Source organism: Corynebacterium falsenii, from assembly GCF_020099275.1.
GTDB lineage: Bacteria > Actinomycetota > Actinomycetes > Mycobacteriales > Mycobacteriaceae > Corynebacterium > Corynebacterium falsenii.
On sequence record NZ_CP083646.1, the window covers coordinates 176903 to 202638 of the forward strand.

Here is a 25736-nt window from a genome sequence, read left to right on the forward strand (position 1 = left end):
CTAGATGCAAAACTGAAACTATTTTGCCAAACAATTTGTTTGTTCGCCCGCCGCACGGCTGCAATATATCCTCGAGAATATTCGCTAAACCAGCAGGTCAAAGACCATTACCGCCCAATCCCTATCGCCCCCCCCTCGACACTCTCGGATACACCACGCCTCTGATCACAAACAAAGAATTATGAATTTTCTTCTTATGTTTTATTAATGTTTTTCATCTATTGAACGGGGCCCCTGCCAAGACTCGCCATCGGTATCAGATCCCATGGTGTTGTAGATCACAGAAAAATCGACCGCGAATCACCTCCTCCTGAGGTAGCTTCACCACCTCAAGATATAGAGAAAGTGTTTCACGGTCGATCGTCGGCGACAGCCGCTCGGGAAGCTATCCCGTCAGTGCCCCTCCCCCAGAGCCACTGACCCGGTCCCTACCTATTCGACGATGCGGCGGCGCGGGGTTCGGCGTCGGACAACGTTGTTGTCTGCCGGGAGCACATGCTCGCCGGTGGTGTCCAACGTCAAGGCCAGGGAGGACACATAGAGCGTCTCGCCATTGGGGCCCGTCTTGGCGGAAGCGACCATGTCCGGGCGCTCCACCTCTTCACCCGTGATAGCGCAGGTGAGCTTGTGATCGGTGGGGTTACCGTGCTCGTCGAACATCGGCACGTCAATGCCATCGTGCGAGCGGCGCAGATAGTAACGACCCTTCGTTGCGATCGCCATGAGCGGGGTGACGATGATCGCGATGATGGCGGAAAACAGCGGGCTGAACGCCGCGATGCCGTCGCCAAAGGCTCCGAAGAACATCGCCACGGAGATACCACCAGCAGCCAGTACGGAGACAACACCGACGGGGTTGACGTTGTAGAGCATGCCGCGACGGAACTCCGGCTCCAGCGGCGAGAGCTTCAGCAGGTACTTGTTGAACACGATGTCCGCCGCCACGGTGAAGATCCAGGCGATGGCGAAATTGGAGTAGAAGCTCAACACGAAGCCGAGCACCTGGAACATGTTGAACTCCATCAGCGCCAGGGCTATGCCCACGTTGAGCACAACGAAGGTGATGCGGCCCGGGTAGCGCTTGAAGGTGCGGGAGTAGATGTTTGTCCACGCCAGGGAACCGGAGTAGGCGTTAGTCACGTTGATCTTAATCTGGCTGACCACCACGAGGAACACAGCCAGCGCCACGGCCAGCCAGCCGGGCATCATTTCCTTGTACATGCTGAGGAACTGGTTGACCGGCTCCATAGCCATGTCCGTGCTCTGGTTGAGGTTGGCGATGATGTAGACGGCCAGGAACACCCCGATGATTTGCTTGGCGGCTCCCAGGAATACCCAGCCCGGGCCACCGAGGATCACGGCGGTCCACCAGCTGCGCTTGTTCTTAGGGGTCTTGGGCGGCATGAACCGCAGGTAGTCGATGTTCTCCGCGATCTGCGCGGTCAGGGAGAGGCACACGCCGGCGGCGAGCATCATGGAGGCGAAGTTCACGCCCTCGCCGTTTTGGCCGGAGTAGGCCATGAAGGTGGAAACGGATTCCGGCTCCTTGATCAGCAGATATGCCAGGGGCAGAACCATCATGATCAGCCACAGCGGGTTGGTCCAGGACTGCAGCTTCGCCAGGATCTTCATGCCATACATCACCAGCGGGATGATCATGAGCGAGCTGACGAGGTAACCGGCCCACAGCGGCAGCCCGAAACCGACCTTGAGGCCCTGCGCCATGATCGCACCTTCGGTGGCGAAGAGGATGAAAGTGAAGGACACGAAGATGAGGTTCGTGAGGATCGAGCCCATGTAGCCGAATCCGGAGCCGCGGCTAATGAGGTCCAAGTCCACGTTGTAGCGCGCGGCGTAGTAAGCCAGCGGGAAGGAGCTGATGAAGATGAGCACCGCGGCGATGAGGATGCCGCCGATGGCATTGCCCGTACCGTGCTGGATGCCGATGGAGGCGCCGATGGAGAAGTCCGCCAGGTAGGCAATGCCGCCGAGTGCGGAGCCTGCCACCACGGCTGGGGTCCAGCGGCGGTAGTGGCGGGGAGCGAAGCGGAGGCTGAAGTCCTCCGCGCCCTTAGTTTGCTTCGCGTTGCGGGCCTCGTTGGGGGCGCCGGCGATGGTCGTTGGTGCTTGTCCCGCGCTGGGGGCGGTCGCTTGGGCCGCTGGTCCCGGGGGTGTATCTAGCTTCGTCGGTGGTGTCATGGGGAGAAATTTACGGTTTCCATATTTCCCCTGATCGCCAGTTTCGTGACAGTTATGTTTCTAGTTTCGTTCCTGAATTTCGGTGCGGTTACGGCCGCTGGTGCGGTCACGGTTGGCGGGTGGTGTGGTGGTTTTTCGGGTCGACGCCACCAGGAAGGCACATTCACACCCCATTGAGGTGGCTGTGCGATATACCTTGTCCTGTATGCCGTCTCACATGCCGCACCATCAGTCTTCCCTGCCAGCAAACGCAATCAGCACAGCCGTGATGCCCTGGCTGTAGCCAGCTGTGCGCTCATGGCTACCCTCCGACAACCCCACTGCTCCCGTGACGCAGTGGCTGTCCGAGGAGGTATGGCGTATCGACAACGCGGAGTTCGCCGGACAACTCGATGCGGCGATTCCCGTAACGGTGTCCGATCCAATGCTCTGGGCCAACCGGATCTTGGATGGCCGCCCTCAGCACGCTGATCAGCTGTGAACGGCGGGATCTGAAGACACTCCCTGGATTCTTGCTGCGTCGCGAGCCCGCGATCAAGATATTGACCGAAGCTATGTGGACATCATTGCTACCGATCTGCCCCCATCACTAACTACCTTTGCTGTGTTGGCCTACCCCGAGTCGGGGCCGTTGCACTACTTTGAAGAATTCAATCCGCGCTGTGTCAGGGTATTCGTCGCGGATCCTGAATCGACCGCGACAGCAATCAATGATTCTGGGTTAGGGCTGAGGGCTGACATAGACACGCTTCTGCTCGCCGGCCCGGTCGATACCACCGGATCCAAGGAGGCACACCACCCGACAAATCTCACCACCTCTTTCACCACGTCGAAGCGAGTGCAGATCCAGCTTGTTCCTGCACACGCAGCTGAGGCGGCCGAGGGAATCAGCGCCATTTACGATGCGATCGAACGGGAGGTGCCTTCCTTGCGCTGGTGGGCCCGGCCCTCCGATGAGCATGAGCTTGAGGAATGCGAGGAAGCTGGGCTTCTCTTCGCATTGCAGGTGACGGAGGATTCCGCACAACCGGAGCTACCTAGTGCTTCTTGCCCGGAGGGCATAGTAGGTTTCATCGCTGCCCGCCCCAACAACGCCTTCGGACTGACGGGGTGGGAGATGGTGGAAAAGTGCATTCATCCCTCCCAGCAGGGCAACAACTATTCAGCTGTCGCGACGGCACTCTTGACCCAGTGTCTCCGTTCCTCCGACATCCCCACGGCACCCGGCGATTCGTCGGGGCGCGCCACGCCTGTCCTGTGGGGAGAAATCGACCCCGCAAATCGCCCCTCCCTTAGCACGGCAAACAAAGTAGGCCGAACGATTGTCGGCGGGCATCTGTGGCTGACTCCGGCGGGGTTTCCGGGGATGGCTTAGGACACGTCTTGAACGAAGCTCAGGGACTGCAGTCGGCGAACGTTGGACGACATTCGCAATTGGGGGCATCGTCGCGCGTATTATCTTTCCCATGCTGCCACACCGCCCCGTCACGCATTATCACCTACAGCATAAGACACGGCCCTTTCTAGGAATTCCAAGATTTTATGCGCGAATAAGCACCAAGCGAAAAAGCTAGGGCAAGTCACGCAAAATCCTCGAAATCAGTATCAGAATGGAGGGTTTGGCTCGTGATATTTATCCAACAAGAAGTTGCACCAAAGAAGCGCTGCCGAAACCGCAAGGTTGACTTGAGCGTCCGTCACAAATCGCTCAGTCGGCATACCATGCCCTTCGTCAGTGTCCTCACGGCGCATCTCAGTCACTCCTTCGGTAATCTTGTTAAGTCCTTTTCTTAGAAAAGTCAACCCCTCGGCGACTTTTCCAACACCATTCTTATTTGTGACACCCAGTTCAGAAAGCGCCTTACTGCACCGCTCAACAACTTGCATATTCCTAACTTGCTGCTGGGGAAAATTCAGCTCCATCAGGACTGCTCCCGCCACAGCTTCCATTAGATCTTTTGAGTAACTGATTACTTCAAGATTATCTTTCTCTTGCACGAGCGCTCGGTTTAGCTTCTTAACTTTGCGCTGAATTCCCGAGACTGTCGATATCTCAGATAGATTCATCTCACTGATTGAGATTCCCCTACTCTGCGAAATAGTTGGGGGATTCTCGATAAATTCAAATCCGTCTTCCCGACAAGCATTTTCAAGATCTTCCAGCAACAAACGGAATGATTTTTCATCATCAAAATCTTCGCATTTGGCATAGCGGACGAATTGAGTTAATGCACGCAGCCCTCGGGAAGCCTCTTCCGAGTCTCGCCAATCGAATTGTCTGGAATGCGCTGAACCAATCTCAAACGAGTCATAGAGGTTTGGATTATGCATTAATTCGTTTGGTTCAGAATAATCACGGTGCAAAAAACCATATCTTACCCAGCTCATACAAGCGCCGAAAGGACTGACGTAGGGACTTAGCGTCAAGACTGCGCCGCGAACATTTTTACTGACTAATTCCAATTTAAGCCTTTTTTTTGAGTATCCAATCCAATCTTGACTTCTGAGAGGTTTTAGAGAGATCTACATCCCGTTTTCCCTCTTGGAAGCTATCCGCTATAGCGTGGACTGGCAGATTATGGTCTGTATTTTTGATCATGCCGGATCCGCGACCAACTTAAGGGAACGTCTCTGCTCCTTGACACGGATGAATATACGGAAACGATTGTGATGTTCGGATATCTGATTAAGCTTGCCACAATTCAAACGTAAATCGATGCGATAATACCTGAAACTGATGGGCCGAGCGAGTCTGCCACCTGCAAACCACGTCGCACTTCCGCTTCGAATCTAGGTAGCGATTTGATCTTCGGGCGAGTCCTGCACTGGTTAATCAGATCTGCTTACGCCACAACCTGCCTTAGAAGCAGCTGCAAAGCCTCGTCCATCCGTTTCTCTCCAGTGATCATCTTGCATGACCAGATTTAGCGATAGGGAGTGTCATCCGACCACCCCCTACATAGTGCGTAGATCCACCGCGCCAGCGCCCAGCACCGCTCGACGCGCAGTGTCGTACAGCACGTCTACAACTCGGTTTACTTCCCGCGTAGACATGCCCGCAACACGCACGATTACTCCCGAATCACCCACTAACGTGCTCACGCCCCACTGTGTTTCCGGCTGTGTCTCCTCCTGTTTCTCCGACTGCGTTTCTCCCTGTCCCTCCGGCGCACGTTCCTCCGGCACTGCGCTCACCAGCTCCCCCGCCAGCCGATTCACGTGCTCTCGCGCAGCACCATCGCCCCACCCCACGGGTGGCACAACCACCATCGTGGTCCACACCGGCCACGGTCCGAACAGCAACTCCGATTGGCTGGATGCCATCCCGCCTGCCGTCACGCTCTCCGTCTCGCCCGACACCCCGGCCCCAGCGGCACACGTGATGTCAGACAGCAACGGCCTCCCCTCGCGCTCCACGCGCAGTCCCTGGCTGAACGCGTCGAACGCATGGCGTTCACCCCGCGCCAAACGCCCGAGCATCACGGTTTCCACCGCCAGCAATGTCGCACTCGCAGCCAAGCGAAACTCCGTGGACTGCACCAATCGGCTTCCCGCGAACAACGTGGTGTGCCCCGGCAGATACTCCAGCACAGCACCTTCCCCCACAGTGAACGTGGACCATTGGGTCGCGCACCCAGCATTCATACGATGCACATTCGTCGCCGCCTGGGTGGTCACAGTCGCGCAAGCGTGATCCTCCACGTCCACGATCTGCCGCACCCGATCATTTTCGGCCAGCCCACCCCCGGTCGTCCGAGTGTAGAGGTAGGCGTGGTGCGGTCTGGTGGCGTCGATATATAAGGGCCGAGACACGCTCAGCGGCGCCTTGGCGAACCGCCCGCGCAACCCCGTGCGGCCACTGCTCCCGGCGACCAGCTGCGCCTGCAGCAACCCAACCTTGCCCGGTTGGCCCACGCCACGCACGCCACTGGTCACGCCATCGCCGCTGGCCACACCAGCACCATCCCCAGCACCAGCACCAGCGCCAGCCCCCACGATCCGCCGCAGCTCAGGCGGAATCGGCGGCGTCAGCGCTGACGGGTCCAGCCGATCGGCCATTACTGACCCCCGGCGCGGAAGCCCTCCAGCGCCGCGACCAGCTCGTCGATGCCGGTTCCCTCCAAACTATTGGTCAGCACCACCGGCTTACCGCCGCGCACGTCCTGCGCATCAGCGTGCATCCGCTCCAGGTCGCAGCGCACATACTGGGCGATATCCACCTTGTTGATCACCAGGATGTGCGAGTCCGTGATCCCGGGCCCGCGCTTGCGTGGCATCTTGTCCCCCTCCGCGGTGTCCAGCACGAACACGAACACGTCCACGAGCGCCGGGCTAAAAGTCAGCGTGAGGTTATCGCCACCCGATTCGAAGAACAGCGTGTCCACCTCGGGGTGCTCGTCCAGCAGGTCGGCGGCCGCCATGAGGTTCATCGTGGGGTCATCGCGCACCGCGGTGTGCGGGCAGCTGCCGGTCTCCACACCAATGATGTGATCGGCGGGCACCACGCCATCCAGGTGGCGGCGGATGTGCTGCGCGTCCTCCTGCGTGTAAATGTCGTTGGTGATGACGCCGACGTTCCGCCCGGCCTCGATGAACTTCGGCACGAGCGCCTCGATGAGCGCGGTCTTGCCGCTGCCGACGGGCCCGCCGATGCCGATGCGCAGTGTCACTGGGTTGGTCATGGTGTTCTCCTGTATCCGTTGTTGTCGCTGGTCATTGGTGTTTCTTTTTCCCGACGCCACCACGCGCCCCACCTCAACTCATAAACAGGCGAGCCGGGGCGATCTGGTGTTGGGCGGAAGCGATATCCAGTCCCGGGCTTGATCTGCCGAGTGTGGCAAAGCTGCGCGGGTCGCCGGGATCCGCCGCGTCCAATAACTCGTCGGCGTGCTCCGCGCACTGGGCGGCCAGCTCCGCGATGAGCGGTATCGCTCGGGCGACCATCGCTTGCGCGCCGATGTGATCGCACTGGCTGAGCCGCAGCGCCGCGCTGGACCAGCCCACTGCGAGGCCGGTGAGTTCCACTGCCACGGCCTGTTCGGCGTCTAGGCCTTGGGTGGCGTGGATGAGCCCCAGGGCCACGGCCTGGCTACCGGGGACATCTCGGTTGCGGGCGCGCTGCGAGTAGGCGGCGAGCACGTGGGCTGCACCGGAAGCGCCGCGGTCGTCCGAGCTCGGTGCGTCCTGGTCCTGGCCCAGCGCATCGGCCACCTGCGCATGCACCTGCAGCGTCTGCCGGCCCACGCGGGTCGAGGCTTTGCGCAGTTCCTGGGTGACTTTCATCGCCTCCAGTTCCGCATCCAGGTACTCCACCAACTGGATGGCCCGATCGACGGACTGGGGGTGGTGGGGGCGCGGGGTGGCGTCGGCGTATGGAGGAACCGAAAGGGCAATCATCGTGGCCACGGCGGTGGCAACTCCGTCACCGGGGGCGGCCGTGATGCGCAGGTGATCCAGCAGCGCATCCGTGCACTGACTCACGCCGTGAACGCGGCCGCGTTGCACCAAGCCCTCCAACCCATGCGAGAGGGTGTAGCGCCCAGAGGGGTAGGCGGAGTCGCCGAAGACCACCGCGTGCATGAGCGCGGCGGTGCTCACGGCCGCGGTGGGGCGGCCAGGCTCAGCGGGATAAGCGGGATGAGCGGGATGAGCGGGATCAGACATCGCGGCTAGAACAGGTAGAACAGTTGCGCGAGCGGGAGGGACTCGGCGGGGTCGATGGTGGCGATCTGGCCGTCCACGCGCACCTCGTAAGTATCGGGGTCCACCTGAATATCCGCCAAGCGGTCGTTGTGCACCATGTCCTTCTTACCGATGCCACGGGTGCCCTTGACGGGCAGCACTAGGGAGTTCAGCCCCAGCTTCTCCGGCACACCCGCTTCAATCGCGGCCGTGGACATGAACGTGGCGCGCGTGGCCTGCAATGCCGAGCCGTAATTGCCGAACTGCGGGCGGTAGTAAATGGGCTCCGGGGTGGCCAGGGACGCATTCGGGTCGCCCATCGCCGCCCAGCAGATCCGGCCCTGCCGCAGCACCACGCGCGGCTTGGCGGCGAAGGAATCGATGGGCCACACGACGAGGTCGGCCAACTTGCCGACCTCGATGGAACCCACATGCTCGGCGATGCCTTGGGCGATGGCCGGGTTGATGGTGAGCTTGGCGAGGTAGCGCAGCACGCGATTGTTGTCATCCTCACCGTCGCCCTCGAGGGAGCCGAGCTGATCCTTGCAGTGATGGGCGGTCTGGAACGCGCGCGACCACGACTCGCCCACGCGACCCATGGCCTGCGAATCGGAGCTAAAGATGCTGATCAGGCCCATATCGTGCAGCACGGTCTCTGCGGCGATGGTCTCGGCGCGCACGCGGGAATCGGCGAAGGCCACGTCCTCCGGGATGTCATGGGACAGGTGGTGGCAGACCATCACCATGTCCAGCAGCTCTTCCACCGAGTTGATGGTGTACGGCAGCGTGGGGTTCGTTGACGAGGGCAGCACGTTCGGCATGCCCGTGACCCGCAGGATATCCGGCGCGTGCCCACCACCGGCACCCTCGGAGTGGAAGGTGTGGATCGCGCGGCCGTCGATGGCGCGGACGGTGGATTGGAAGTACCCGCCCTCGTTGAGGGTGTCCGTGTGCACGGCAAGCTGCACATCCATCTCGTCGCAAACACTCAGGGCGTTGTCGATGGCGGCGGGCGTGGCGCCCCAGTCCTCGTGAACCTTCAATCCGGCTGCGCCTGCGCGGATCTGGTCGCGCAGCGCCTCGGGCAGGCTGGCGGTGCCCTTGCCGAGGAACCCGGTGTTCACGGGCATGCCCTCGGCGGCGCGGAGCATGAACTCGATGCCGTCCACGCCCGGGGTGCTGGTGGTGCCGAGTGTGCCTTCCGCCGGTCCCGTGCCGCCGCCGAAGAACGTGGTGATGCCGTTGGAGAGCCCCTCCTCGGCCTGCTGCGGGGTGATGTAGTGGATGTGAGTGTCCACGCCACCCGCGGTGACGATCCGGTGTTGCCCCGCGATCACCTCCGTGCCGGGGCCGATGAGCATGTCCACGCCATCTTGGGTGTGGGGGTTTCCCGCTTTTCCGACGCCAGCAATGCGGCCATCCTTAATCCCCACATCGGCCTTGATGATGCCCAGGATCGGGTCGGCCACGATGGCTCCGACGATGACGGTATCCAGTGGATCGGTTGCCGTTGGGTCCTGGGCCATGCCGTCGCGCACGGCCTTGCCGCCGCCGTAGACGGACTCATCGCCGACAGTGCCCGCAGAAAGGTCCTTCTCGATGCGGATGCGCAGGTTCGTATCCGCCAACTGCACGAGGTCGCCGGTGGCGGGGCCGTAGATGTCCGCGTATCGGCGGCGATCAACGCTGCTCATGGTGGCCGTTACTCCTGTTCTTCGTTCGCGGTGAGGAAGTAGTCCAGCTTCTCGAGCGCTGCCTGCTTCACCTCGGGGTCATCGAGTTCGCCGTTGACGAGGTTGGCGAACCCGTAGAGAGTGCGTGTCCCGCCGAAGTCCACGAGCTCAACGTCGCGCTCGTCGCCGGGCTCGAAGCGGATGGCCAGGCCCGCGGGGATGTTGAGGTGCATGCCCCACGCCTGCTCCCGGGGGAAGTCCAGCGCCGGGTTGGCCTCGAAGAAGTGGTAGTGCGAGCCCACCTGCACGGCACGGTCGCCCGTGTTTGCCACCGTGACGGTGGTGGTGCGCCGGCCCGGGTTGAGCTCGATGCTTCCTTCTTGCGTGATGTACGGGGAGTATCCGCCTGACATGAGTTGTCCTAATCCTTCGTCCGGCTAGTGATGGTGGTGGGAGTGCTGATGATGACTGTGGCCGTGGGTGTGCGAGTGGCCGTGGTCTTCATCGCCGTGGGAGTGCGCAAACCCCTGCTCGTGATCAGCCAGCAGCGCAGCGGCGATGCCGTCATCGCCGTGGTGGAGCATGTGCTCCGCCGTCTCCGCCGCCAGTCTCACCGCAGTGCGCAGCGCCCCGGGTGAAAACAACGCCTGCTGGTCTCCCCCGGCCACACCGAAATCTGCCCGTACCACTGCCACCGAATCGCAGTCCAGGCGGGCGAGGCGATCTCGGGTGGTGTCCAGCGTGGGCCACGTCCCATCGAAAGCCACCTCGACCGACACCTGTTCGGAATAGTGCTGGGCAAGGCGGAGGCGTCGAACCAATTCGGCATCAGCGAAAGGATCAACGGCCTGCGACAGGAAAATCACCCCATCCACCTGCGACGCGAGGGAGCGAATGTGCTTACGGTACTGGGCGATCGTGTACGTGTCGTTGACCACCGGGCCGGCGATGCACACCGAACTGCCCGGGTTCTGGTCGCGGAACCAGCGCAACGCCTGTGCCGCCTGGGTGATGGACGTCAGATCTCGGCCGGTACTCATCGGCACCACGGTCACCGCCGTCGCCGGGGACGTGGCGCGGAGTACGTCCTCCAGCTCGCGGCCGGTCGTGGCGATCGGCAGTTCGAGGAGCGCGGAGAGTTTCTGCGGCTCGGGGACTTCCGGACCCGCGTGGAGAATGATGGTGTGGGATTTATCCGTGGATGCTGTCATTGATCTTGTCGCACCCGTCTACTCGCCAATGGGGTCGTGCACGCTGACCAGCTTCGTGCCATCGGGGAACGTGGCCTCCACCTGCACCAAGCTCAGGCGCTCGCGCACGCCGGGCATCACATCGTCCGGCCCCAGCACCTGGGTGCCGATCTCCATGACCTCCGCGACGGTCTTGCCGTCACGGGCGGCCTCGATGCAGGCCTCGCTGACGATGGCCGTGGCCTCTGGGACGTTGAGCTGTAACCCCCGGTCCTTCCGGCGGCGGCTGACTTCCGCCATGGTGAAGATGTAGAGCTTGTCGAGCTCCCGTGGGGTTAGGGACATCGTCTCCTCCGTCTGCTTCTGGCTGCTTTTGTTTGCTTTTGTCTGCTTTGGTCCGCGCGCGATGGCCAGCGCACGAGCGCATCCCCGAGGCGGGGTGACCGTGGCGTGGCGTCGAATATGGATACCAGCTTAGAAGCCAAGCGGCCGTGAAGTGTTACGGGCAGATGAAATCCCCGGCGGCCCACCCCTGGGCGCAAAAAGCGCAGCGCGACACCAACCGTGGACATTACCCACGGGGTGCCGCGCTACGCGGTGGAGGTTACCTACTGCAGCTACCTACAGCTATGCCGGTCGGCAGAGTCTGATCCCAGCAGAGTTACTGGATGCGACCAGAGCGCTTCACGTAAGCGCGGTAGTTGCTGCGGCCAGCGTGAATCAGGCCAATTGCGGTAGCAACGACCACAACCACGCCGATGATGCCGCCGATCATGATTTCGAAGCCGTACTCCTGGGTGTCATCCATCCAGGTCTCCAGGCCAAAGATCACGATGCCCAGGCCGAAGATTGCAAGAAGCCACAGGCCCATGCCAACCCAGGTAGACGTGCGGTGCAGCGAGGAGTGCGGGGAGTCCAAGCTAGAGGGAACGTAACCCTCCTTGTAGGACTTCTCCATGTAGAGATCCTCGGAAATAGCCATGCTCTTTCCCTACTTTCCGTTTAACCGATATAGCTGTTGTAGCAGTTGTCGCTGGTGAAGCCGGTGCCACAGCTGCATCTGTGGCGAACCACGGCGATGCAACTGTTGATGCAACCGATCTTAGTCGTCCTTACCGCGGAAAGCGGCACGGGTCCGTTCCTTGGTGATGGCTGCCACGGCCGTCAGCGGGATGCCGGCGGGGCAGACATCGGCGCACTCGCCGAACAGCGAGCAGGAACCGAAGGTGGTCTCGATCTCGTCCACCATCTTGCGGGCGCGGCGGCCACGCTCTTCCCGACCCGTCGGGGACAGGGTGAGGTGAACCAGCTTGGCGCCGGTGAACAGGTGGGCAGCACCGTTCGGGCAGGCTGCCACACAGGCACCACAGCCGATGCAGGCTGCGTGATCCAGGGCCTTCTCAGCGTCGGAGTGGTTGACCAGCAGGGAGTCGGCATCCGGAGCGGTGCCGGCCATGATGGACACGAAGCCACCCTTTTCCATGACGCGGTCCAGAGCAGAGCGGTCCACGATCATGTCCTTGACCACGGGGTACGCGGCAGAGCGCAGCGGCTCCAGCTTGATGGTGTCGCCATCGTTGAAGGACAGCAGGCGCTGCTGGCAGGCCGGCTTGTTCTTGTCCGGGCCGTGCGGGCGGTCGTTGACCATGAGGCCACAGGTACCGCAGATACCCTCGCGGCAGTCGGAGGCGAAGTGGAACGGCTCCTTGCCAGCTTCAACGTACTTGTTGTTGACGTGGTCGAGCAGCTCCAGGATGGACATCTGCTGTTCGGCGTCGTCGACATCGACAGACTCGAAGTGGCCTTCGGCATTCGGGCCCGCCTGACGCCAGATTTCAAGATGCAGTTTCATTACTTGTAATTCCTTGTCATCAGCGGGATTCGGTCGAAGTACAGGGGCTCTGAGTGGCGAACGAACTTGTTCTCGCCAGCAGGCTCCCACGCGGAGACGAAGCACCAGTTGTCGTCGTCACGTGCGGCTTCGCCGTCCTCGGAGAGGTGGTCATCGCGGTAGTGGGCACCACAGGACTCGTCGCGGTCGAGGGCATCCACGCACATGAGCTCGCCGAGATCCAGGTAGTCGGCCACGCGGGTTGCGTACTCCAGAACCTGGTTCATCTCGTCGGGGTTGCCGGGGATGTTGACGTTGGCCCAGAAGTCCTTGCGCAGCGCGCGGATCTTCTCGATGCCGTCCTTCATGTCCTCGACGTTGCGGGCCACGCCGCAGGAGAAGTACAGGATCTCGCCGAGCTGGCGGTGGTAGTACTCCGGGCCGTGCGGGTTGTCGCCCTTGATGTTCATGATCCGCTCGATGCGCGCCTTGGCGCGCTCGAGAGCTTCCTTGGCTGCCGGGGAGTCGGCATCCGGGATCGGGTCGCCGAGCAGCGGTGCCAGGTAGTTCGGGATCGTGAAGGGCAGGGTGAACCAGCCTTCCACGGAGGAGGACAGCAGGGAGTTAGCACCCAGGCGGTTGGCGCCGTGGTACATCCATGCAGCCTCACCGGAGCAGAACAGACCCTGGATGGACGTCATCTCATTGAAGTCGGTCCACAGGCCACCCATGGTGTAGTGGCAGGTCGGTGCAATGCGCATCGGGGTCTCGTAGGCGTTCTCACCGATGGCCTCTTCGTACATCTGGATGAGGTTGGAGTAACGCTCACGGATGGTGTCCTTGCCCAGGCGCTTGATCGCATCGCCCAGGTCGAGGTACACCGAGTTCTTCTTCGGCCCGACGCCATAGCCAGCGTTGATCTGCTGTGCATTTGCTCGGGATGCAATATCGCGAGGCACCAGGTTGCCGAAGGCGGGGTAGCGACGCTCCAGGAAGTAATCGCGCTCGTCTTCCGGGATGTCGTTCGGGGCGCGGTCGTCGCCCTTCTTCTTCGGGGTCCAGATGCGGCCGTCGTTACGCAGCGACTCGGACATGAGGATGGTCTTGGACTGCCAGTCCGAGTTAACCGGAAGGCCGGTCGGGTGGAACTGCACGAAGGACGGGCTAGCCATGTAGGCGCCGAGCTCGTAGGCACGCATGAGAGCGGAGGCGTTGGAATTCTTTGCCAGCGTGGACATGTGGTACACGTTGCCGTAACCACCGGTGGCCAGCACGGTTGCGTGGCCGGTGTGAGCGGTCAGCTCACCGGTGATGAGGTTGCGCATGATGACACCCTCACACTTGCCGTCCTTCACGATGAGGTCGACCAAGTCGTTGTGGGTGAAGATCTCCACGTTGCCTGCGCCGATCTGGCGGTACAGGGCGGAGGTGGTGGCCAGCTGCAGCTGCTGACCCGTTTGTCCACGGGTGTAGTAGGTGCGGGAGACCTGCACACCACCGAAGGAACGGGTTGCCAGGGTGCCGCCGTACTCACGGGAGAACGGAGCGCCGATGGCGTTCATGTGGTCGATGACCTTGGGGGACTCCATGGCCAGGCGCCAGCAGTCGTTCTCGCGGCAGCGGTAGTCGCCACCCTTGACGGTGTCCTTGGCGTGCAGGTAGGTGGAGTCGTTATCCAGCTTCTTTGCGCGGGAGGAGTTCACACCACCCTGCGCGGCGATGGAGTGCGCGCGGCGAGGGGAATCGTGGTAGGTGAACACCTTAACGTCGTAGCCCAGCTCGCCGAGGGCGGCTGCGGCTGCGCCACCGGCCAGGCCGGTGCCGACGATGAGGATGCGGAACTTCTTGCGGTTCAGCGGCGACACCATACCGAAGTGTTCCTTCGCGTACTGCCACTGCTTGTCTTGGCTCACGGCGTGCGGAGCATTGTCCTTAAGAACATTGCCGACCTGGACGCCCTCAACAGAGGACTGAGGTGCGGTGAATTCCGCAACGGCCTTGTCGTAGTCGAAGTCCGCGGTCTGGTTGTGCGGGTGGTTGGTAACTTCGCTCATTTAACTCTCTTCTCCTTCAATCAGAACCGCGGCGCTAGTGCCCCATCGTAGGGACAAAGGCAGTCTGATCAACCAGACCGAACATCACAGCCAGCGGGATGGAGATGTTGCCGATCATCACGATGGCTGGCAGCAGGTAGGACACCCACAGCATGACCTGGCGCCAGCGGTGGCCCGTGATACCCAAGTCAGAGGATGCGGTCCAGATGCCGTGGGACAGGTGCATAAACAGGATCAGCATGGCCAGGATGTAGAAGATGGCCACGCCCGGACGCTCGAAGGAAGCAACGAGGTTCTGGTAAGCAGCGTGGTTGCCGTCCACGGGGCTCTGGAAGTCTGCGGACGCTGCGGGCTGCACGCCCAAGGTGAGGTCCAGCAGGTGGAAGATGATGAACAGCAGCAGAACGATACCGGTGACGATCATGGACCGTGCGGTGAAGGTGTTCCAGCTGCTCACCATGTTCTTGCGGCGGAACTTGCCACGAGACTGGTGACCGCGCCCGGTCAGGGCGAATGCGCACCATACGTGGAGAACCAGGGCCACCAGCAGAACAATGCGGGCGATCCACAGGAAGGACTCGTGAGGCAGAAGCGGGTAGCCAAATTCGCGCAGGAAGTCGGCGTAAGTGTTGAAGCTTTCGGCTCCCATGTAAACCTTCAGGTTTCCAACCATGTGAACCAGGACAAAGAGCGCGAAGATGATGCCCGTGATGGCCATCGTCAGCTTCATTGCCCATGATGGGAAGCCCGGCTTTTCGCGCAGGCCCTTAGTCTTTATTTTTCCGTGGACAATTGCGTCCCGGTCGTCATATTTAACAGTCATGGCACCTCCAGTGTCACAAATACCTTAAATCGCATGACCCTTTTTGGACTACTTATCAAGGATTATCGTGACCCTTTAGCACCCCGTTAAGGGGGTGTGTTTTCACAGGTGCCAGTTGGAAGTGGGAAACCGCGCCGATTCGCGCTGTTTTTAGATCCGGCGGAACGACGACCCTAGGGGTCCTGCGGCGCGTGACCGCGCCGAGTCAGTGGCGTTGCCATCGCGGGTGTTGTCGACGCCTTCGGTCTTGCGGCCATCCGCAGCATCTGCTGCGTCCGATGCGTCTGCCGCGCTAGCCGCAGCGCTATCAGCACTCTCAGCACTGTCAGCGCTATCCTTCGCCTCCGGCTCCGACTCAGGCGCTGCAGCCTGAATTCCGTGCCGCGTGGCTTCAGCGCTGTCAGCGCTGTCGTCGAGGACGGTGTCACCGGTCACGATCACCGGCTCTTCACCCACGATGACCTCGTGACCCATGACCCAGATGGGGCCAACGCGGTGATCGCCGTGAACCACCTTCAGTTCCACCTCGCCCGGTCGAACCTGGACCTCCAGCCGCACGCCGAACAGGGTGATGTAGTACGTCAGTGAGTCCCAGCCCACGGGCAGGCGTGGGTCGATCGAGAACTGGCCGAAATGATCACGGAATCCACCGAATCCACTCGTCAGTGCGCCCCATGCACCACCACAGGAGGCGATGTGAACGCCGTCGCTGGTGTTGTGGTGCAGGTCGCACAGGTCCACGAACAGACCGCGGTAGAAGAAGTCCTCGGCCTTGCGCTGATAGCCGAGCTCTGCGGCCATGATCGACTGCACCACCGCAGACAGGGTGGAATCACCGGTGGTGAGGATGTCGTAGTAGTTGTAGTCGGCACGCTTGACGTCCTGGTCGAACTTCTGGCCCTGCAAGTACAGTGCCAGCACGACGTCTGCCTGCTTGAGGATCTGGTACCGGTAGATCGTCAGCGGGTGGTAGTGCAGCAACAGCGGGCGCTTCGGCCCCACAGCCGGGTCATCCATGTCCCAGACTTTGCGGTGAAGGAACTGATCGTCCTGCGGATTCACTCCGAGCTTGTCGTTGAAGGGCACGTACATGCACTCGGCGGCCTTGCGCCAGCGCTCCAGCTCCTCGTCGGTGAGGCTATAGTTCTTCACCAATTCGGCGTAGGCCTGCGGCCGCTCGCGGCTCATCTCCCGCACCACGGCCTCGGCAACCTCCAGGTTGTACTGGGCCATCACGTTTGTGTACAGGTTGTTGTTCACCACGGTGGTGTACTCGTCCGGGCCGGTCACGGAGTGGATCTCAAAGCGATCCTCATCGTGGTTGAAAAAGCCCAGAGACATCCAGAAGCGGGCGGTTTCCACCAGCAGGTGGATGCCCTGCTCCAGCAGGAAGTCCACGTCTCCCGTGGCGTAGACGTACTTCATCAGCGCGAACGTGATGTCTGCGTCGATGTGGTACTGCGCCGTGCCCGCCGCGTAGTACGCGGAGGATTCCTGGCCGTTGATCGTTCGCCACGGGAACAGCGCACCATCGTGCGAGAGCTCCAACGCGCGCTGCCGTGCCGCGGGCAGCATGTCGAAGCGGAACCGCAGGGCGTTCCGCGCGAACGTGGGGTTGGTGTAACACAGGAACGGCATCACGTAGATCTCCGTGTCCCAGAAGTAGTGCCCACCGTATCCGGAGCCGGTCATGCCCTTAGCCGGCACACCCTGCGTCTCGGCGCGGGCGGATGCCTGTACGAGCTGGAAGATGTTCCAGCGCGTGGCCTGCTGGATCTCGGGCTGGCCGCCAATGCGCACGTCGGAGCGCTCCCAGAAGCGGGCCAGCCACTCCCCCTGGTTCTTCACCAGGTTTTCGAAGCCCACGGACTTTGCGCGGTTGATGGTGCGGGCGCAGCGGAAGGCCAGCTCGCGCGGCGCGACGTGGCGCGAGGAGTGGTAGCTGAGGAACTTCTCCAGGCGCAGCTTCATGCCCTTGCGGCCGTTGAGGTGGTACGTCACCCGTGCCACATCGTCCTCCACCTCGGTGGTGACTTCCACGCCGGTGTCCACGTCAGTGTCGTCTGCATCCTTCGGGTTATCGACTTCGAGGACGTGATCCATCGATGCCGTAACCGTCATACCGGAGTGGTTGACCTGGTAACCCAAAGTGGCGCGTTCCGGCTCCGGGGTGGACTGGTACTTCGGGATGAGCACTCGCTCCTGGAACTGCTCGCCCTTGCGAGGGTCGAACTCCTCGCCCGCGTTGGAGTTGTTGTCTGGGAACTCGCCCTCGCCGTCCTGGCGGTTGAGCAGCTGAGACGAGATCACCACGGCCGCGGGGGCGTCGAGCAGCTCGACCTCCAACGACAGGATCGCCAGGTGGCGCTCCTGGAAGCTCACCATGCGCTCGCTGGTCACCCGCACACGCTTGCCGCCGGGGGTTCGCCAGATCATGTGCCGACGCAGCACTCCCTCGCGGAAGTCGATGCTGCGGCGGTAGTCAGTGACCTCCGCGTTGCCGAGGCGCAGCGGTTCGTCATCGATGTAGAGGCGCATGGCCTTGCCATCGGGGGCGGAGATGATCGATTGGCCTTCCCGGGCTAGGCCGTACGCGTCCTCGGCGTGCTGAATGTCCCACGTCTCGTGCAGGCCGTTGATGTACGTGCCGTGCGTCTTCGAGTCACGCCCCTCAGCGGGGTTGGCACGCATGCCGAGATAGCCGTTGGACAGCGCAAACAGTGTCTCGGACACGCCGAGGTCCACCACGTTCGGCTTCGTCTCGATCCATGCCCATTCGTCCACGGGGTTGATGTCTCGGTCGATGGAGGCCTTGTAATCGAACGCGGAGTGCTTAGAATCCGCGCGGTATCCCTGGGCGAAGAGGTCCCCGCCGTCAATGGGGCGGCGGAAATCCTCCGTCTCGCCCGTACGCCGAGCAGCGAGGAACTTCTTCAGCTGTTCCTCCGATGCCTTTTCGGAAGCCTTCGCGGAAGCCTTGGAGCCCATCATTCCTCCAGATCGTGAACGTTCTCAATAGATACCGGGTGATTATTCCACGCCGGGTTCTAGGGTGCAGCTTCTACCCCAGCAGCTCCGCCAAGTCCTGAACCACCACGTCCGCGCCGTGGTCGAGCAACGCTTGCTTGCCCGCCCCGCGATCCACGCCGATGACAAGGCCGAAGTGTCCGGCGCGTCCACTGGCGACACCGCTGGTGGCATCTTCCAGCACCACGGCCTTGTCCACTGGCACGCCCAGCTTCTTCGCACCGTACTCGTACGTATCGGGGGCGGGTTTTCCGGGAAGCTTTTCCTCCGACGCCACCACGCCGTCCACAATGACCTCAAAACGATCGAGGAGTCCCGCCGCCTCAAGGACCTGCCGGGCGTTCTTGGAGGATGAGACGATGGCGATGTGGGGCACATGCTCGCCGTCAGCGCCGCGGTCACGGATCGCATCGAGCAGCTGCACCGATCCTTCGTAAGCGTCCACTCCTTCGGCCACCAGGGCAAGGAAGTCCTCGTTTTTCCGCGTGCCCAATCCATGGACGGTGTCCTCCGTAGCGGCGTCGGAGTCCGAACCAAGCGGGAGCGAAATGCCGCGAGAGTCGAGGAGAGCCTGGATGCCTTCATCCCTGCGGCGGCCGTCGAGGAAGTCGAAATAATCCTGTTCGGTGTAGGGGCGGGCGCCTCGGCTGTCGAGGAAGGCGCTGAACATGCGGGCCCATGCCTGGCGGTGGAGCTTCGCGGTGGGGGTGATGACGCCGTCGAGGTCGAAGAGGAGGGCCTCGTAGGAGTAGATGTCCACGGGCGTGCTGGGGGTGTCGTTGGTCATCGGTGATTGTGTCCTAACGCGGTGGAGTGCGGGGCTGGTTGCGGTACGTCATTTCATCCTAATGATCTGGCTGGGATGTGCAGCGGCAGCGGCTGCGCGGGCGGTGGCGGCCAGCAGAGAACGCCTTAGTGTTTCCGGTTGGTAACAATCCAGCAAATCAATTGCGGTGCAGCGCAATGGGGTGATACATCTGAGATATGACGACACAATCGAGGACACAGCTGACTCATGAGGCTCCCCACGCACCACAGCGCCAGGGATTCTCGCGACGCCACCTCCGCCAGGCCGCTCTGGTTCCGCTGATGGTTGGTGGACTGTTCCTCGCCGCCTGCGACGGGGGCGCAGACGGCAGCAATATGGATCACAACGCCAACAAGGCCGAACCCAGCAACGCGAACGTGGAATCAACGGCGTCTGCCACCGCGAAGGATGCGAACGCTGCAACGGACTCTGCAGGTAGCGGCGCACAGCCCTCTGCCCCCGCGCCACATCCCACCGTGGGCAATGCCCCGGCAACCGCGGGCAACGCAGGAATGAGCGACGCTTCCCAGCCCGGCGGTGCGCCGCGCATGGAAGATCACCCCGCTGGGTTGCAGCCAGGCCAGGCCGTGGTCGCTCATGGGCAGGCCGCCACAATGTGCCGAATGGGCAACGGGTTCGGCGTGGGCTTCATCGTGGCCGGGCAGGGAACTCCGTGCGGTGTCGCGGATGCCACCGCTGGCGCACTGTTCCACGGCCATGCGCCGAGCGAGAACGTGCGGAGCTTCGTTCCCGTGACCGTCACCCTTCCCGCTGATACGCCGGGTGGGGCCGATTCCATGCGGTGCGAGGCTATCGCCGGAGATGGAATCCGCTGCGCTGGTGTGAACAACCCGGCCGAGCACACGGTGTACCTGTACTAGGCACCCGGCACCCGCGGTAGCCGGGGCTGGGGTCAGCGCTTAGGCCTCGTGGAATGGGTAATCCGTGTACCCCTTGGCGCCCCTGGAGTAGAAGGTGGATTGATCGGGTTCGTTGAGCTCCCAATCATTTTCCCAGCGCTCGGCGAGATCCGGGTTAGCAATAAGCATGCGACCCACGGCGACCGCGTCTGCCCATCCCGAATCGACGAGGCGCTCAGCTTCGTCCTTCTGCGTGAAGGAGCTAAAGCCCGAGTTGAGGATGAACGCGCCCGTGGACTTGGCCTTCAAGAAGGCCAGCAACTCGCTGATTTCGCCGTCGGTCGGATCCTCAGCGGCTTCCCTGTGCAGAACGGAGACGTAGCCGAAGTTCAGGTCGGACAGGCTATCGAGCAGGGCACCGTAGGTGGCCAGCACGTCCTCGCGGTCCTCTTCGAGCACGCCCTGGATGTTGTGTTCCGGGGAGATCCGCAGCCCGACGCGCTCGGCGCCGATCTCGTTGGCGACCGCGCGGACAACGTCGCCGGTCAGGCGAGCACGGTTGGCCGGGCTGCCACCGTAGTTGTCCTCGCGAGTGTTGGAGACGGGGCTGAGGAATTCGTGGAGCAGGTAGCCGTTGGCGCTGTGGATTTCTACGCCGTCTACGCCGGCATCCACGGCACGGCGGGCAGCGGCAACGAACTCTTGAATGATGCGAGGAAGCTCGTTAGTCCGGAGGGCGCGCGGGATGGGTGCCTCCGACTTGCCGTTGAAATCGCGAACGGGCACGCCCGGAGCGATGGCCGACGGAGCCTCGGGTTGCGCGCCGCGGAGGAGCCCCGGGGAGCACATCCGGCCGCCGTGCATAAGTTGCATAAACAGGGTACCTCCGCGCTCGTGAACAGCATCCGCCACCTCGCGCCAGGCGTTCTGGTGTTCGTCGTTGACCATCCCGGCCTGGCCGGGGAAGGCACGGTTGGTGAACGCGGTGAAGGTGCCCTCGGTGACCACAATGCCTGCGGAGGCTCGCTGGGAGTAATACTCCCGGTGAAGCTCGGTGGGCGTGCCATTTTCGCCGGCGCGCTGGCGGGTCAGCGCGGCCATGGTGATGCGGTTAGAGATGGTTGAGCCGTTGTGCGCGGCGGGGAACTCAAGTGCTTCGTACAGCTTGGAAGTGGACATGGCAGCCAATCCTATTCCTGTTGCTGCCGTCCTCGCCACGCCCCGGCCGCCCATGCGCGTTCGCTGAGGACGATGCCGGGGCTCAGGGGTAGAACAACGCTATCGCGCTAGGCGATGTTGTTCTTCTCCTTGAACTCACGACGACGAGCATGCAGGATCGGCTCCGTGTAACCAGAAGGCTGCTGCTCACCCTTCAGGATCAGGTCCTTAGCGGCCTGGAAAGCAACAGACTCATCGTAATTCGGAGCCATGTTGCGGTAAGCCGCATCACCCTCATTCTGCGCATCAACCTTCTTGGCCATACGCTCCAAAGCCTCGATGACCTGCTCCTCGGAAATCACACCGTGCTTTAGCCAGTTGGCCAGCAACTGGGAGGAAATACGCAGCGTCGCACGGTCCTCCATCAGATCGATGTCGTGAATATCCGGCACCTTCGAGCAACCAACGCCCTGCTCAACCCAGCGCACCACGTAACCCAGGATGGACTGGCAGTTGTTATCCAGCTCCTCCTTGATCTCATCCTCAGACCAGGTGGCATTACCCTCACCGAACTTCGCACCGGCCACCGGCACAGTCAGGATCTTGCCCAAGGTATCGCGGCGACCCTCGGTACGCAGCTTCTCCTGCACCTCGAAAACATCCACATCGTGGTAGTGCGTAGCGTGCAAAGTTGCACCCGTCGGCGACGGAACCCACGCAGTCGACGCGCCCTGCTTGGGCTGGTTGATCTTCTGCTCCAGCATCTCAGCCATCAGCTCAGTCATGGCCCACATGCCCTTACCGATCTGAGCCTTACCGGGCAGACCGTGTGCCAAACCAGCATCAACGTTGTTGTCCTCGTAGGCCAGCATCCAGTCACTGGTCTTCATCTCACCCTTACGGATCATCGGGCCAGCAACCATCGAAGTGTGGATCTCATCACCAGTGCGATCCAGGAAGCCAGTGTTGATGAAGGCAACACGATCCTTCACAGCCGCGATGCAAGCATCCAGGTTGGCAGTGGTGCGACGCTCCTCATCCATCACACCGACCTTCAGGGTGTACCGATCCAAACCGAGCAGGTCCTCGATGGCGGCGAACAGATCATTGGTGAAAGCCACCTCCTCCGGACCGTGCTGCTTCGGCTTCACGATGTAGATCGAACCAGTACGAGAATTACGACGCTCGTTATCTTCCGCCAGGCCAGGGATAGCCGCGGCAGAAGTGATCACACCATCCATGATGCCCTCGAAGATCTCCTCACCATCCTTATCCAGGATCGCGGGATTCTGCATAAGGTGACCAACGTTACGCACGAACAGCAGGGAACGACCATGCAAACGCAGCTCCTCGCCCTCGCGGGAGGTGAAGATGCGGTCCTTGTTGAGCTCACGGGTGAAGGTCTTGCCGCCCTTGGAGACTTCCTCGGTCAGCTCGCCGGTGTTCAGACCCAACCAGTTGTGGTAGCCGAGGGTCTTATCGGTGGCGTCGACGGCAGCCACGGAATCCTCGAAGTCCATGATGGTGGAGACAGCGGACTCCAGGAAGACGTCCTTCACGCCCGCCTTGTCGGTCTTGCCGATGGGGGACTCGGGGTCAATCTGGATGTCGATGTACAGGCCATTGTGGCGCAGCAGGATGTTGGTCGGATCAGCCTTGTCACCGGCGTAACCCACGTACACCTCGGGCTCACGCAGGTGAACGTCCTGGCCGTCGATCTCAGCGGTGAACTGGCCGGACTCCACGGAGTACTTGGTCACGTCCACGTGGGAACCGGACTCCAGCGGCACGGCGCGGTCGAGGAACTTGCGGGACCACTCGATGACCTTATCGCCGCGGACCTTGTTGTAGCCCTTGCCCTTTTCCTGGCCGTTTTCCTCAGAGATGGCGTTGGTGCCGTACAGGGCGTCGTACAGGCTGCCCCAGCGAGCGTTGGATGCGTTGATGGCGAAGCGGGCATTGAGCACCGGCACCACCAGCTGGGGGCCGGCAGTTTCTGCGATTTCGGAGTCGATGTTGGCGGTGGAGATCTCGAAGTCGCCGGGCTCCTCAACGAGGTAGCCGATCTCCTTCAGGAATGCGGTGTACTCGTCCGGATCCTGGGCGCCGGTGTGATCGGCGTACCACTGATCCATCTTCTTCTGCAGGTCTTCACGCTTTGCCAGCAGCTCGCGGTTGCGCGGAGTGAACTCCTCCACGATCTTGCCGAAGCCGTCCCAGAACTTCTTCTGCTCCTCCTCCGAGCCCTTGCCGATGCGAGGAAGTACCTCGTTGTTGACAAAGTCATACAGAGTTGTGGCGACCTGAAGGCCGCCCGCAGAGATTCGTTCCGTCTGCTGGGTCTGGGTCATGGTGACTCCTCATTCTCAGATTGCGTATGGAGTTTCTACTATCCAAAGATAGGTGACCGCGCTCACGATCGGCACCCCTTTGGACGTGCGCAACATTTTCATCACCCCCACCCCTGGGGAATCCCAAAGATCTGCGGACACGTTTCCTTGTTCCTACTCCACAAGCCGCGCTGTGGTGCATTGTCCTATAAACCCAGTTAGAGACGTAGATCACGCGGGCTGGTGGCGTCGAACGAGAAAAATTTCACGAGTGGGATCTTCACAAAGTTTACAAAAATGGGCTACACCCCCACACATAAATAACTGCTACACCGCCATTGACGGGCAATTTTGTGTTGGTAGTGTGATAGTTAGCGACTTTGGCCGCGGGCTTCACCGCAGTGAAAATCCTCAAACGGCTCGCCATCGGTGAGCACAAGCGGACATTCACTCCAAGTCCCACACGACCCTCGTCGTGCCCCTATCCGTGGGTGGATCACTCATGCACGAGACCGTCCAGCCACAACTAACGGGGCATTCGAGACAAGAGTCTTCGACTAAAGAAAGAAGTGAACACCACATGTCAAACGTTGGTAAGGCACGTACCGCAGCAGAGATCCAGAAGGATTGGGACGAGAACCCCCGCTGGCAGCACGTCAAGCGCGACTACACCGCTGAGCAGGTCGAGAAGCTGCAGGGCACCGTTGTCGAGGAGCACACCCTCGCTCGCCGCGGCGCTGAAATCCTCTGGGAAGCCATCAACAAGGGCGACGACTCCTACATCAACGCCCTCGGCGCTCTGACCGGTAACCAGGCTGTGCAGCAGGTCCGCGCAGGCCTGAAGGCTGTGTACCTGTCCGGTTGGCAGGTCGCAGGTGACGCCAACCTCTCCGGCCACACCTACCCCGACCAGTCCCTGTACCCCGCCAACTCCGTCCCCAACGTTGTGCAGCGCATCAACAACGCTCTGATGCGTGCCGATGAGATCGCTCGCGTTGAGGGCGACACCTCCGTTGACAACTGGGTCGTTCCGATCGTTGCCGACGGCGAGGCTGGCTTCGGCGGTGCTCTGAACGTCTACGAGCTGCAGAAGGCCATGATCAAGGCCGGCGCCGCTGGTACCCACTGGGAGGACCAGCTCGCTTCCGAGAAGAAGTGTGGCCACCTGGGCGGCAAGGTGCTGATCCCCACCCAGCAGCACATCCGCACCCTGAACGCTGCCCGCCTGGCAGCTGACGTTGCCAACACCCCCACCCTGGTTGTGGCACGTACCGACGCCGAGGCCGCTACCCTGCTGACCTCCGACGTTGACGATCGCGACAAGCCGTTCCTGACCGGCGGCCGCACCTCCGAGGGCTTCTACAACGTGCAGAACGGCATCGAGCCCTGCATCGCCCGCGCCAAGGCATACGCTCCCTACGCAGACCTGATCTGGATGGAGACCGGTACCCCGGACCTGGAGCTGGCCAAGAAGTTCGCCGAGGCTGTTCGCTCCGAGTACCCGGACCAGCTGCTGGCTTACAACTGCTCCCCGTCCTTCAACTGGTCCGCTCACCTGGACGACGACACCATCGCCAAGTTCCAGAACGAGCTCGGCGCCATGGGCTTCAAGTTCCAGTTCATCACCCTGGCTGGCTTCCACGCCCTCAACTACTCCATGTTCGACCTGGCTTACGGCTACGCCCGCAACCAGATGTCCGCCTTCGTGGACCTGCAGAACCGCGAGTTCAAGGCAGCCGAGGAGCGCGGCTTCACCGCTGTGAAGCACCAGCGCGAGGTTGGCGCCGGCTACTTCGACTCCATCGCCACCACCGTGGACCCGAACTCCTCCACCACCGCACTGAAGGGCTCCACCGAGGAAGGCCAGTTCCACTAGGCCATCCCCGCAGCGCTGACCAGCTTCCCGAGCTTCCTCGGGGCTGATCACAGTGCCAGATAGGGCGAAATAGGGCGGCTCATGCACACGCATGAGCCGCCCTATTTCTGTGTCCTTCTAAAGCTTGCTGTGGCTTTCTGTGGCTTTCTGTGGCTTTCTGTGGCTTTCTGTGGCTTTCTGTGGCTTTCTGTGGCGCAACACCCCGAAGCGCACTCTGCGGAGCGC

The 25736-nt window shown here is 61.6% G+C and carries 21 protein-coding genes; 4 read left to right on the forward strand and 17 right to left on the reverse strand.

What is annotated here, in order from left to right; translation table 11 throughout:
- Positions 1-432: 432 nt before the first annotated feature.
- Positions 433-2199: a purine-cytosine permease family protein gene (locus LA343_RS00890; RefSeq protein WP_025403681.1), complete on the reverse strand. Its 1767-nt coding sequence runs from the start codon at positions 2197-2199 to the stop codon at positions 433-435.
- A 289-nt stretch (positions 2200-2488) separates the two neighbouring features.
- Here LA343_RS00890 and LA343_RS00895 point away from each other — a divergent pair, with 289 nt between their 5' ends.
- Both LA343_RS00895 and LA343_RS00900 read left to right on the forward strand, forming a co-directional pair.
- Entirely contained in the window at positions 2489-2680 is a 192-nt protein-coding gene (locus LA343_RS00895) for a hypothetical protein (RefSeq protein ID WP_144084528.1), read from the forward strand.
- Between the two features lie 126 nt (positions 2681-2806).
- Positions 2807-3574 (forward strand): hypothetical protein, encoded by a 768-nt coding sequence (locus LA343_RS00900; RefSeq protein ID WP_147362861.1) that lies wholly within the window; start codon positions 2807-2809, stop codon positions 3572-3574.
- Positions 3575-3804: 230 nt separating this feature from the next.
- Here the strand turns inward: LA343_RS00900 and LA343_RS00905 are convergent, their stop codons facing one another.
- The 14 genes from LA343_RS00905 to LA343_RS00970 all read right to left on the reverse strand — a co-directional run bounded on the left by LA343_RS00905 (position 3805) and on the right by LA343_RS00970 (position 19266).
- Positions 3805-4662: an abortive infection family protein gene (locus LA343_RS00905; protein ID WP_025403683.1), complete on the reverse strand. Its 858-nt coding sequence runs from the start codon at positions 4660-4662 to the stop codon at positions 3805-3807.
- A gap of 492 nt (positions 4663-5154) precedes the next feature.
- On the reverse strand, positions 5155-6258 hold the full coding sequence (locus tag LA343_RS00910; protein WP_025403684.1) for an urease accessory protein UreD: 1104 nt from the start codon (positions 6256-6258) through the stop codon (positions 5155-5157).
- Complete coding sequence (gene ureG, locus LA343_RS00915) at positions 6258-6881, reverse strand: urease accessory protein UreG (protein ID WP_025403685.1); 624 nt, start codon at positions 6879-6881, stop codon at positions 6258-6260. The genes LA343_RS00910 and ureG overlap by 1 nt, the downstream gene beginning before the upstream one ends.
- Positions 6882-6954: 73 nt before the next feature.
- Entirely contained in the window at positions 6955-7863 is a 909-nt protein-coding gene (locus LA343_RS00920) for an urease accessory protein UreF (RefSeq protein ID WP_224208256.1), read from the reverse strand.
- Between the two features lie 5 nt (positions 7864-7868).
- Positions 7869-9575, reverse strand: coding sequence for an urease subunit alpha (ureC, locus tag LA343_RS00925; RefSeq protein ID WP_025403687.1), 1707 nt, complete (start codon positions 9573-9575; stop codon positions 7869-7871).
- 8 nt (positions 9576-9583) lie between these two features.
- Positions 9584-9967: an urease subunit beta gene (locus LA343_RS00930; RefSeq protein WP_025403688.1), complete on the reverse strand. Its 384-nt coding sequence runs from the start codon at positions 9965-9967 to the stop codon at positions 9584-9586.
- Between the two features lie 24 nt (positions 9968-9991).
- Positions 9992-10765: a sirohydrochlorin chelatase family protein gene (locus tag LA343_RS00935; RefSeq protein WP_025403689.1), complete on the reverse strand. Its 774-nt coding sequence runs from the start codon at positions 10763-10765 to the stop codon at positions 9992-9994.
- Between the two features lie 18 nt (positions 10766-10783).
- Entirely contained in the window at positions 10784-11089 is a 306-nt protein-coding gene (locus tag LA343_RS00940) for an urease subunit gamma (RefSeq protein WP_025403690.1), read from the reverse strand.
- 316 nt (positions 11090-11405) lie between these two features.
- Positions 11406-11726 (reverse strand): hypothetical protein, encoded by a 321-nt coding sequence (locus tag LA343_RS00945; RefSeq protein ID WP_025403691.1) that lies wholly within the window; start codon positions 11724-11726, stop codon positions 11406-11408.
- 120 nt (positions 11727-11846) lie between these two features.
- Positions 11847-12596, reverse strand: a complete 750-nt coding sequence (locus tag LA343_RS00950; RefSeq protein ID WP_025403692.1) for a succinate dehydrogenase/fumarate reductase iron-sulfur subunit — start codon at positions 12594-12596, stop codon at positions 11847-11849.
- The gene (locus LA343_RS00955; RefSeq protein WP_025403693.1) at positions 12596-14629 is read right to left on the reverse strand and encodes a fumarate reductase/succinate dehydrogenase flavoprotein subunit; all 2034 of its coding nucleotides are present in this window, start codon (positions 14627-14629) and stop codon (positions 12596-12598) included. The genes LA343_RS00950 and LA343_RS00955 overlap by 1 nt, the downstream gene beginning before the upstream one ends.
- Before the next feature lie 34 nt (positions 14630-14663).
- A complete protein-coding gene (locus LA343_RS00960; protein ID WP_025403694.1) occupies positions 14664-15452 on the reverse strand; it encodes a succinate dehydrogenase cytochrome b subunit in 789 nt (262 codons plus the stop codon).
- A gap of 150 nt (positions 15453-15602) precedes the next feature.
- Positions 15603-18440, reverse strand: a complete 2838-nt coding sequence (locus tag LA343_RS00965; protein ID WP_025403695.1) for a glycoside hydrolase family 65 protein — start codon at positions 18438-18440, stop codon at positions 15603-15605.
- A gap of 73 nt (positions 18441-18513) precedes the next feature.
- Positions 18514-19266: an HAD family hydrolase gene (locus LA343_RS00970; RefSeq protein ID WP_025403696.1), complete on the reverse strand. Its 753-nt coding sequence runs from the start codon at positions 19264-19266 to the stop codon at positions 18514-18516.
- 197 nt (positions 19267-19463) lie between these two features.
- Here LA343_RS00970 and LA343_RS00975 point away from each other — a divergent pair, with 197 nt between their 5' ends.
- On the forward strand, positions 19464-20168 hold the full coding sequence (locus LA343_RS00975; protein WP_144084529.1) for a hypothetical protein: 705 nt from the start codon (positions 19464-19466) through the stop codon (positions 20166-20168).
- A 39-nt stretch (positions 20169-20207) separates the two neighbouring features.
- Here LA343_RS00975 and LA343_RS00980 read toward each other — a convergent pair whose 3' ends face one another.
- Both LA343_RS00980 and LA343_RS00985 read right to left on the reverse strand, forming a co-directional pair.
- Complete coding sequence (locus LA343_RS00980) at positions 20208-21326, reverse strand: alkene reductase (RefSeq protein WP_025403698.1); 1119 nt, start codon at positions 21324-21326, stop codon at positions 20208-20210.
- A 107-nt stretch (positions 21327-21433) separates the two neighbouring features.
- A complete protein-coding gene (locus LA343_RS00985; RefSeq protein WP_025403699.1) occupies positions 21434-23656 on the reverse strand; it encodes a malate synthase G in 2223 nt (740 codons plus the stop codon).
- 559 nt (positions 23657-24215) lie between these two features.
- On the opposite strand from LA343_RS00985, the gene aceA reads away from it, so the two are divergent.
- Complete coding sequence (gene aceA / locus LA343_RS00990; protein WP_025403700.1) at positions 24216-25511, forward strand: isocitrate lyase; 1296 nt, start codon at positions 24216-24218, stop codon at positions 25509-25511.
- Positions 25512-25736 lie beyond the last annotated feature (225 nt).

Coding starts and splice junctions, on each gene's coding strand:
- LA343_RS00950 (WP_025403692.1), bottom strand. CDS start 12,596: ATGAAACTGCATCTTGAAATCTGGCGTCAGGCGGGCCCGAATGCCGAA.
- ureC (WP_025403687.1), bottom strand. CDS start 9,575: ATGAGCAGCGTTGATCGCCGCCGATACGCGGACATCTACGGCCCCGCC.
- LA343_RS00890 (WP_025403681.1), bottom strand. CDS start 2,199: ATGACACCACCGACGAAGCTAGATACACCCCCGGGACCAGCGGCCCAA.
- LA343_RS00935 (WP_025403689.1), bottom strand. CDS start 10,765: ATGACAGCATCCACGGATAAATCCCACACCATCATTCTCCACGCGGGT.
- aceA (WP_025403700.1), top strand. CDS start 24,216: ATGTCAAACGTTGGTAAGGCACGTACCGCAGCAGAGATCCAGAAGGAT.
- ureG (WP_025403685.1), bottom strand. CDS start 6,881: ATGACCAACCCAGTGACACTGCGCATCGGCATCGGCGGGCCCGTCGGC.
- LA343_RS00920 (WP_224208256.1), bottom strand. CDS start 7,863: ATGTCTGATCCCGCTCATCCCGCTCATCCCGCTTATCCCGCTGAGCCT.
- LA343_RS00930 (WP_025403688.1), bottom strand. CDS start 9,967: ATGTCAGGCGGATACTCCCCGTACATCACGCAAGAAGGAAGCATCGAG.
- LA343_RS00975 (WP_144084529.1), top strand. CDS start 19,464: ATGACGACACAATCGAGGACACAGCTGACTCATGAGGCTCCCCACGCA.
- LA343_RS00940 (WP_025403690.1), bottom strand. CDS start 11,089: ATGTCCCTAACCCCACGGGAGCTCGACAAGCTCTACATCTTCACCATG.
- LA343_RS00955 (WP_025403693.1), bottom strand. CDS start 14,629: ATGAGCGAAGTTACCAACCACCCGCACAACCAGACCGCGGACTTCGAC.
- LA343_RS00965 (WP_025403695.1), bottom strand. CDS start 18,440: ATGGGCTCCAAGGCTTCCGCGAAGGCTTCCGAAAAGGCATCGGAGGAA.
- LA343_RS00945 (WP_025403691.1), bottom strand. CDS start 11,726: ATGGCTATTTCCGAGGATCTCTACATGGAGAAGTCCTACAAGGAGGGT.
- LA343_RS00970 (WP_025403696.1), bottom strand. CDS start 19,266: ATGACCAACGACACCCCCAGCACGCCCGTGGACATCTACTCCTACGAG.
- LA343_RS00910 (WP_025403684.1), bottom strand. CDS start 6,258: ATGGCCGATCGGCTGGACCCGTCAGCGCTGACGCCGCCGATTCCGCCT.
- LA343_RS00985 (WP_025403699.1), bottom strand. CDS start 23,656: ATGACCCAGACCCAGCAGACGGAACGAATCTCTGCGGGCGGCCTTCAG.
- LA343_RS00980 (WP_025403698.1), bottom strand. CDS start 21,326: ATGTCCACTTCCAAGCTGTACGAAGCACTTGAGTTCCCCGCCGCGCAC.
- LA343_RS00960 (WP_025403694.1), bottom strand. CDS start 15,452: ATGACTGTTAAATATGACGACCGGGACGCAATTGTCCACGGAAAAATA.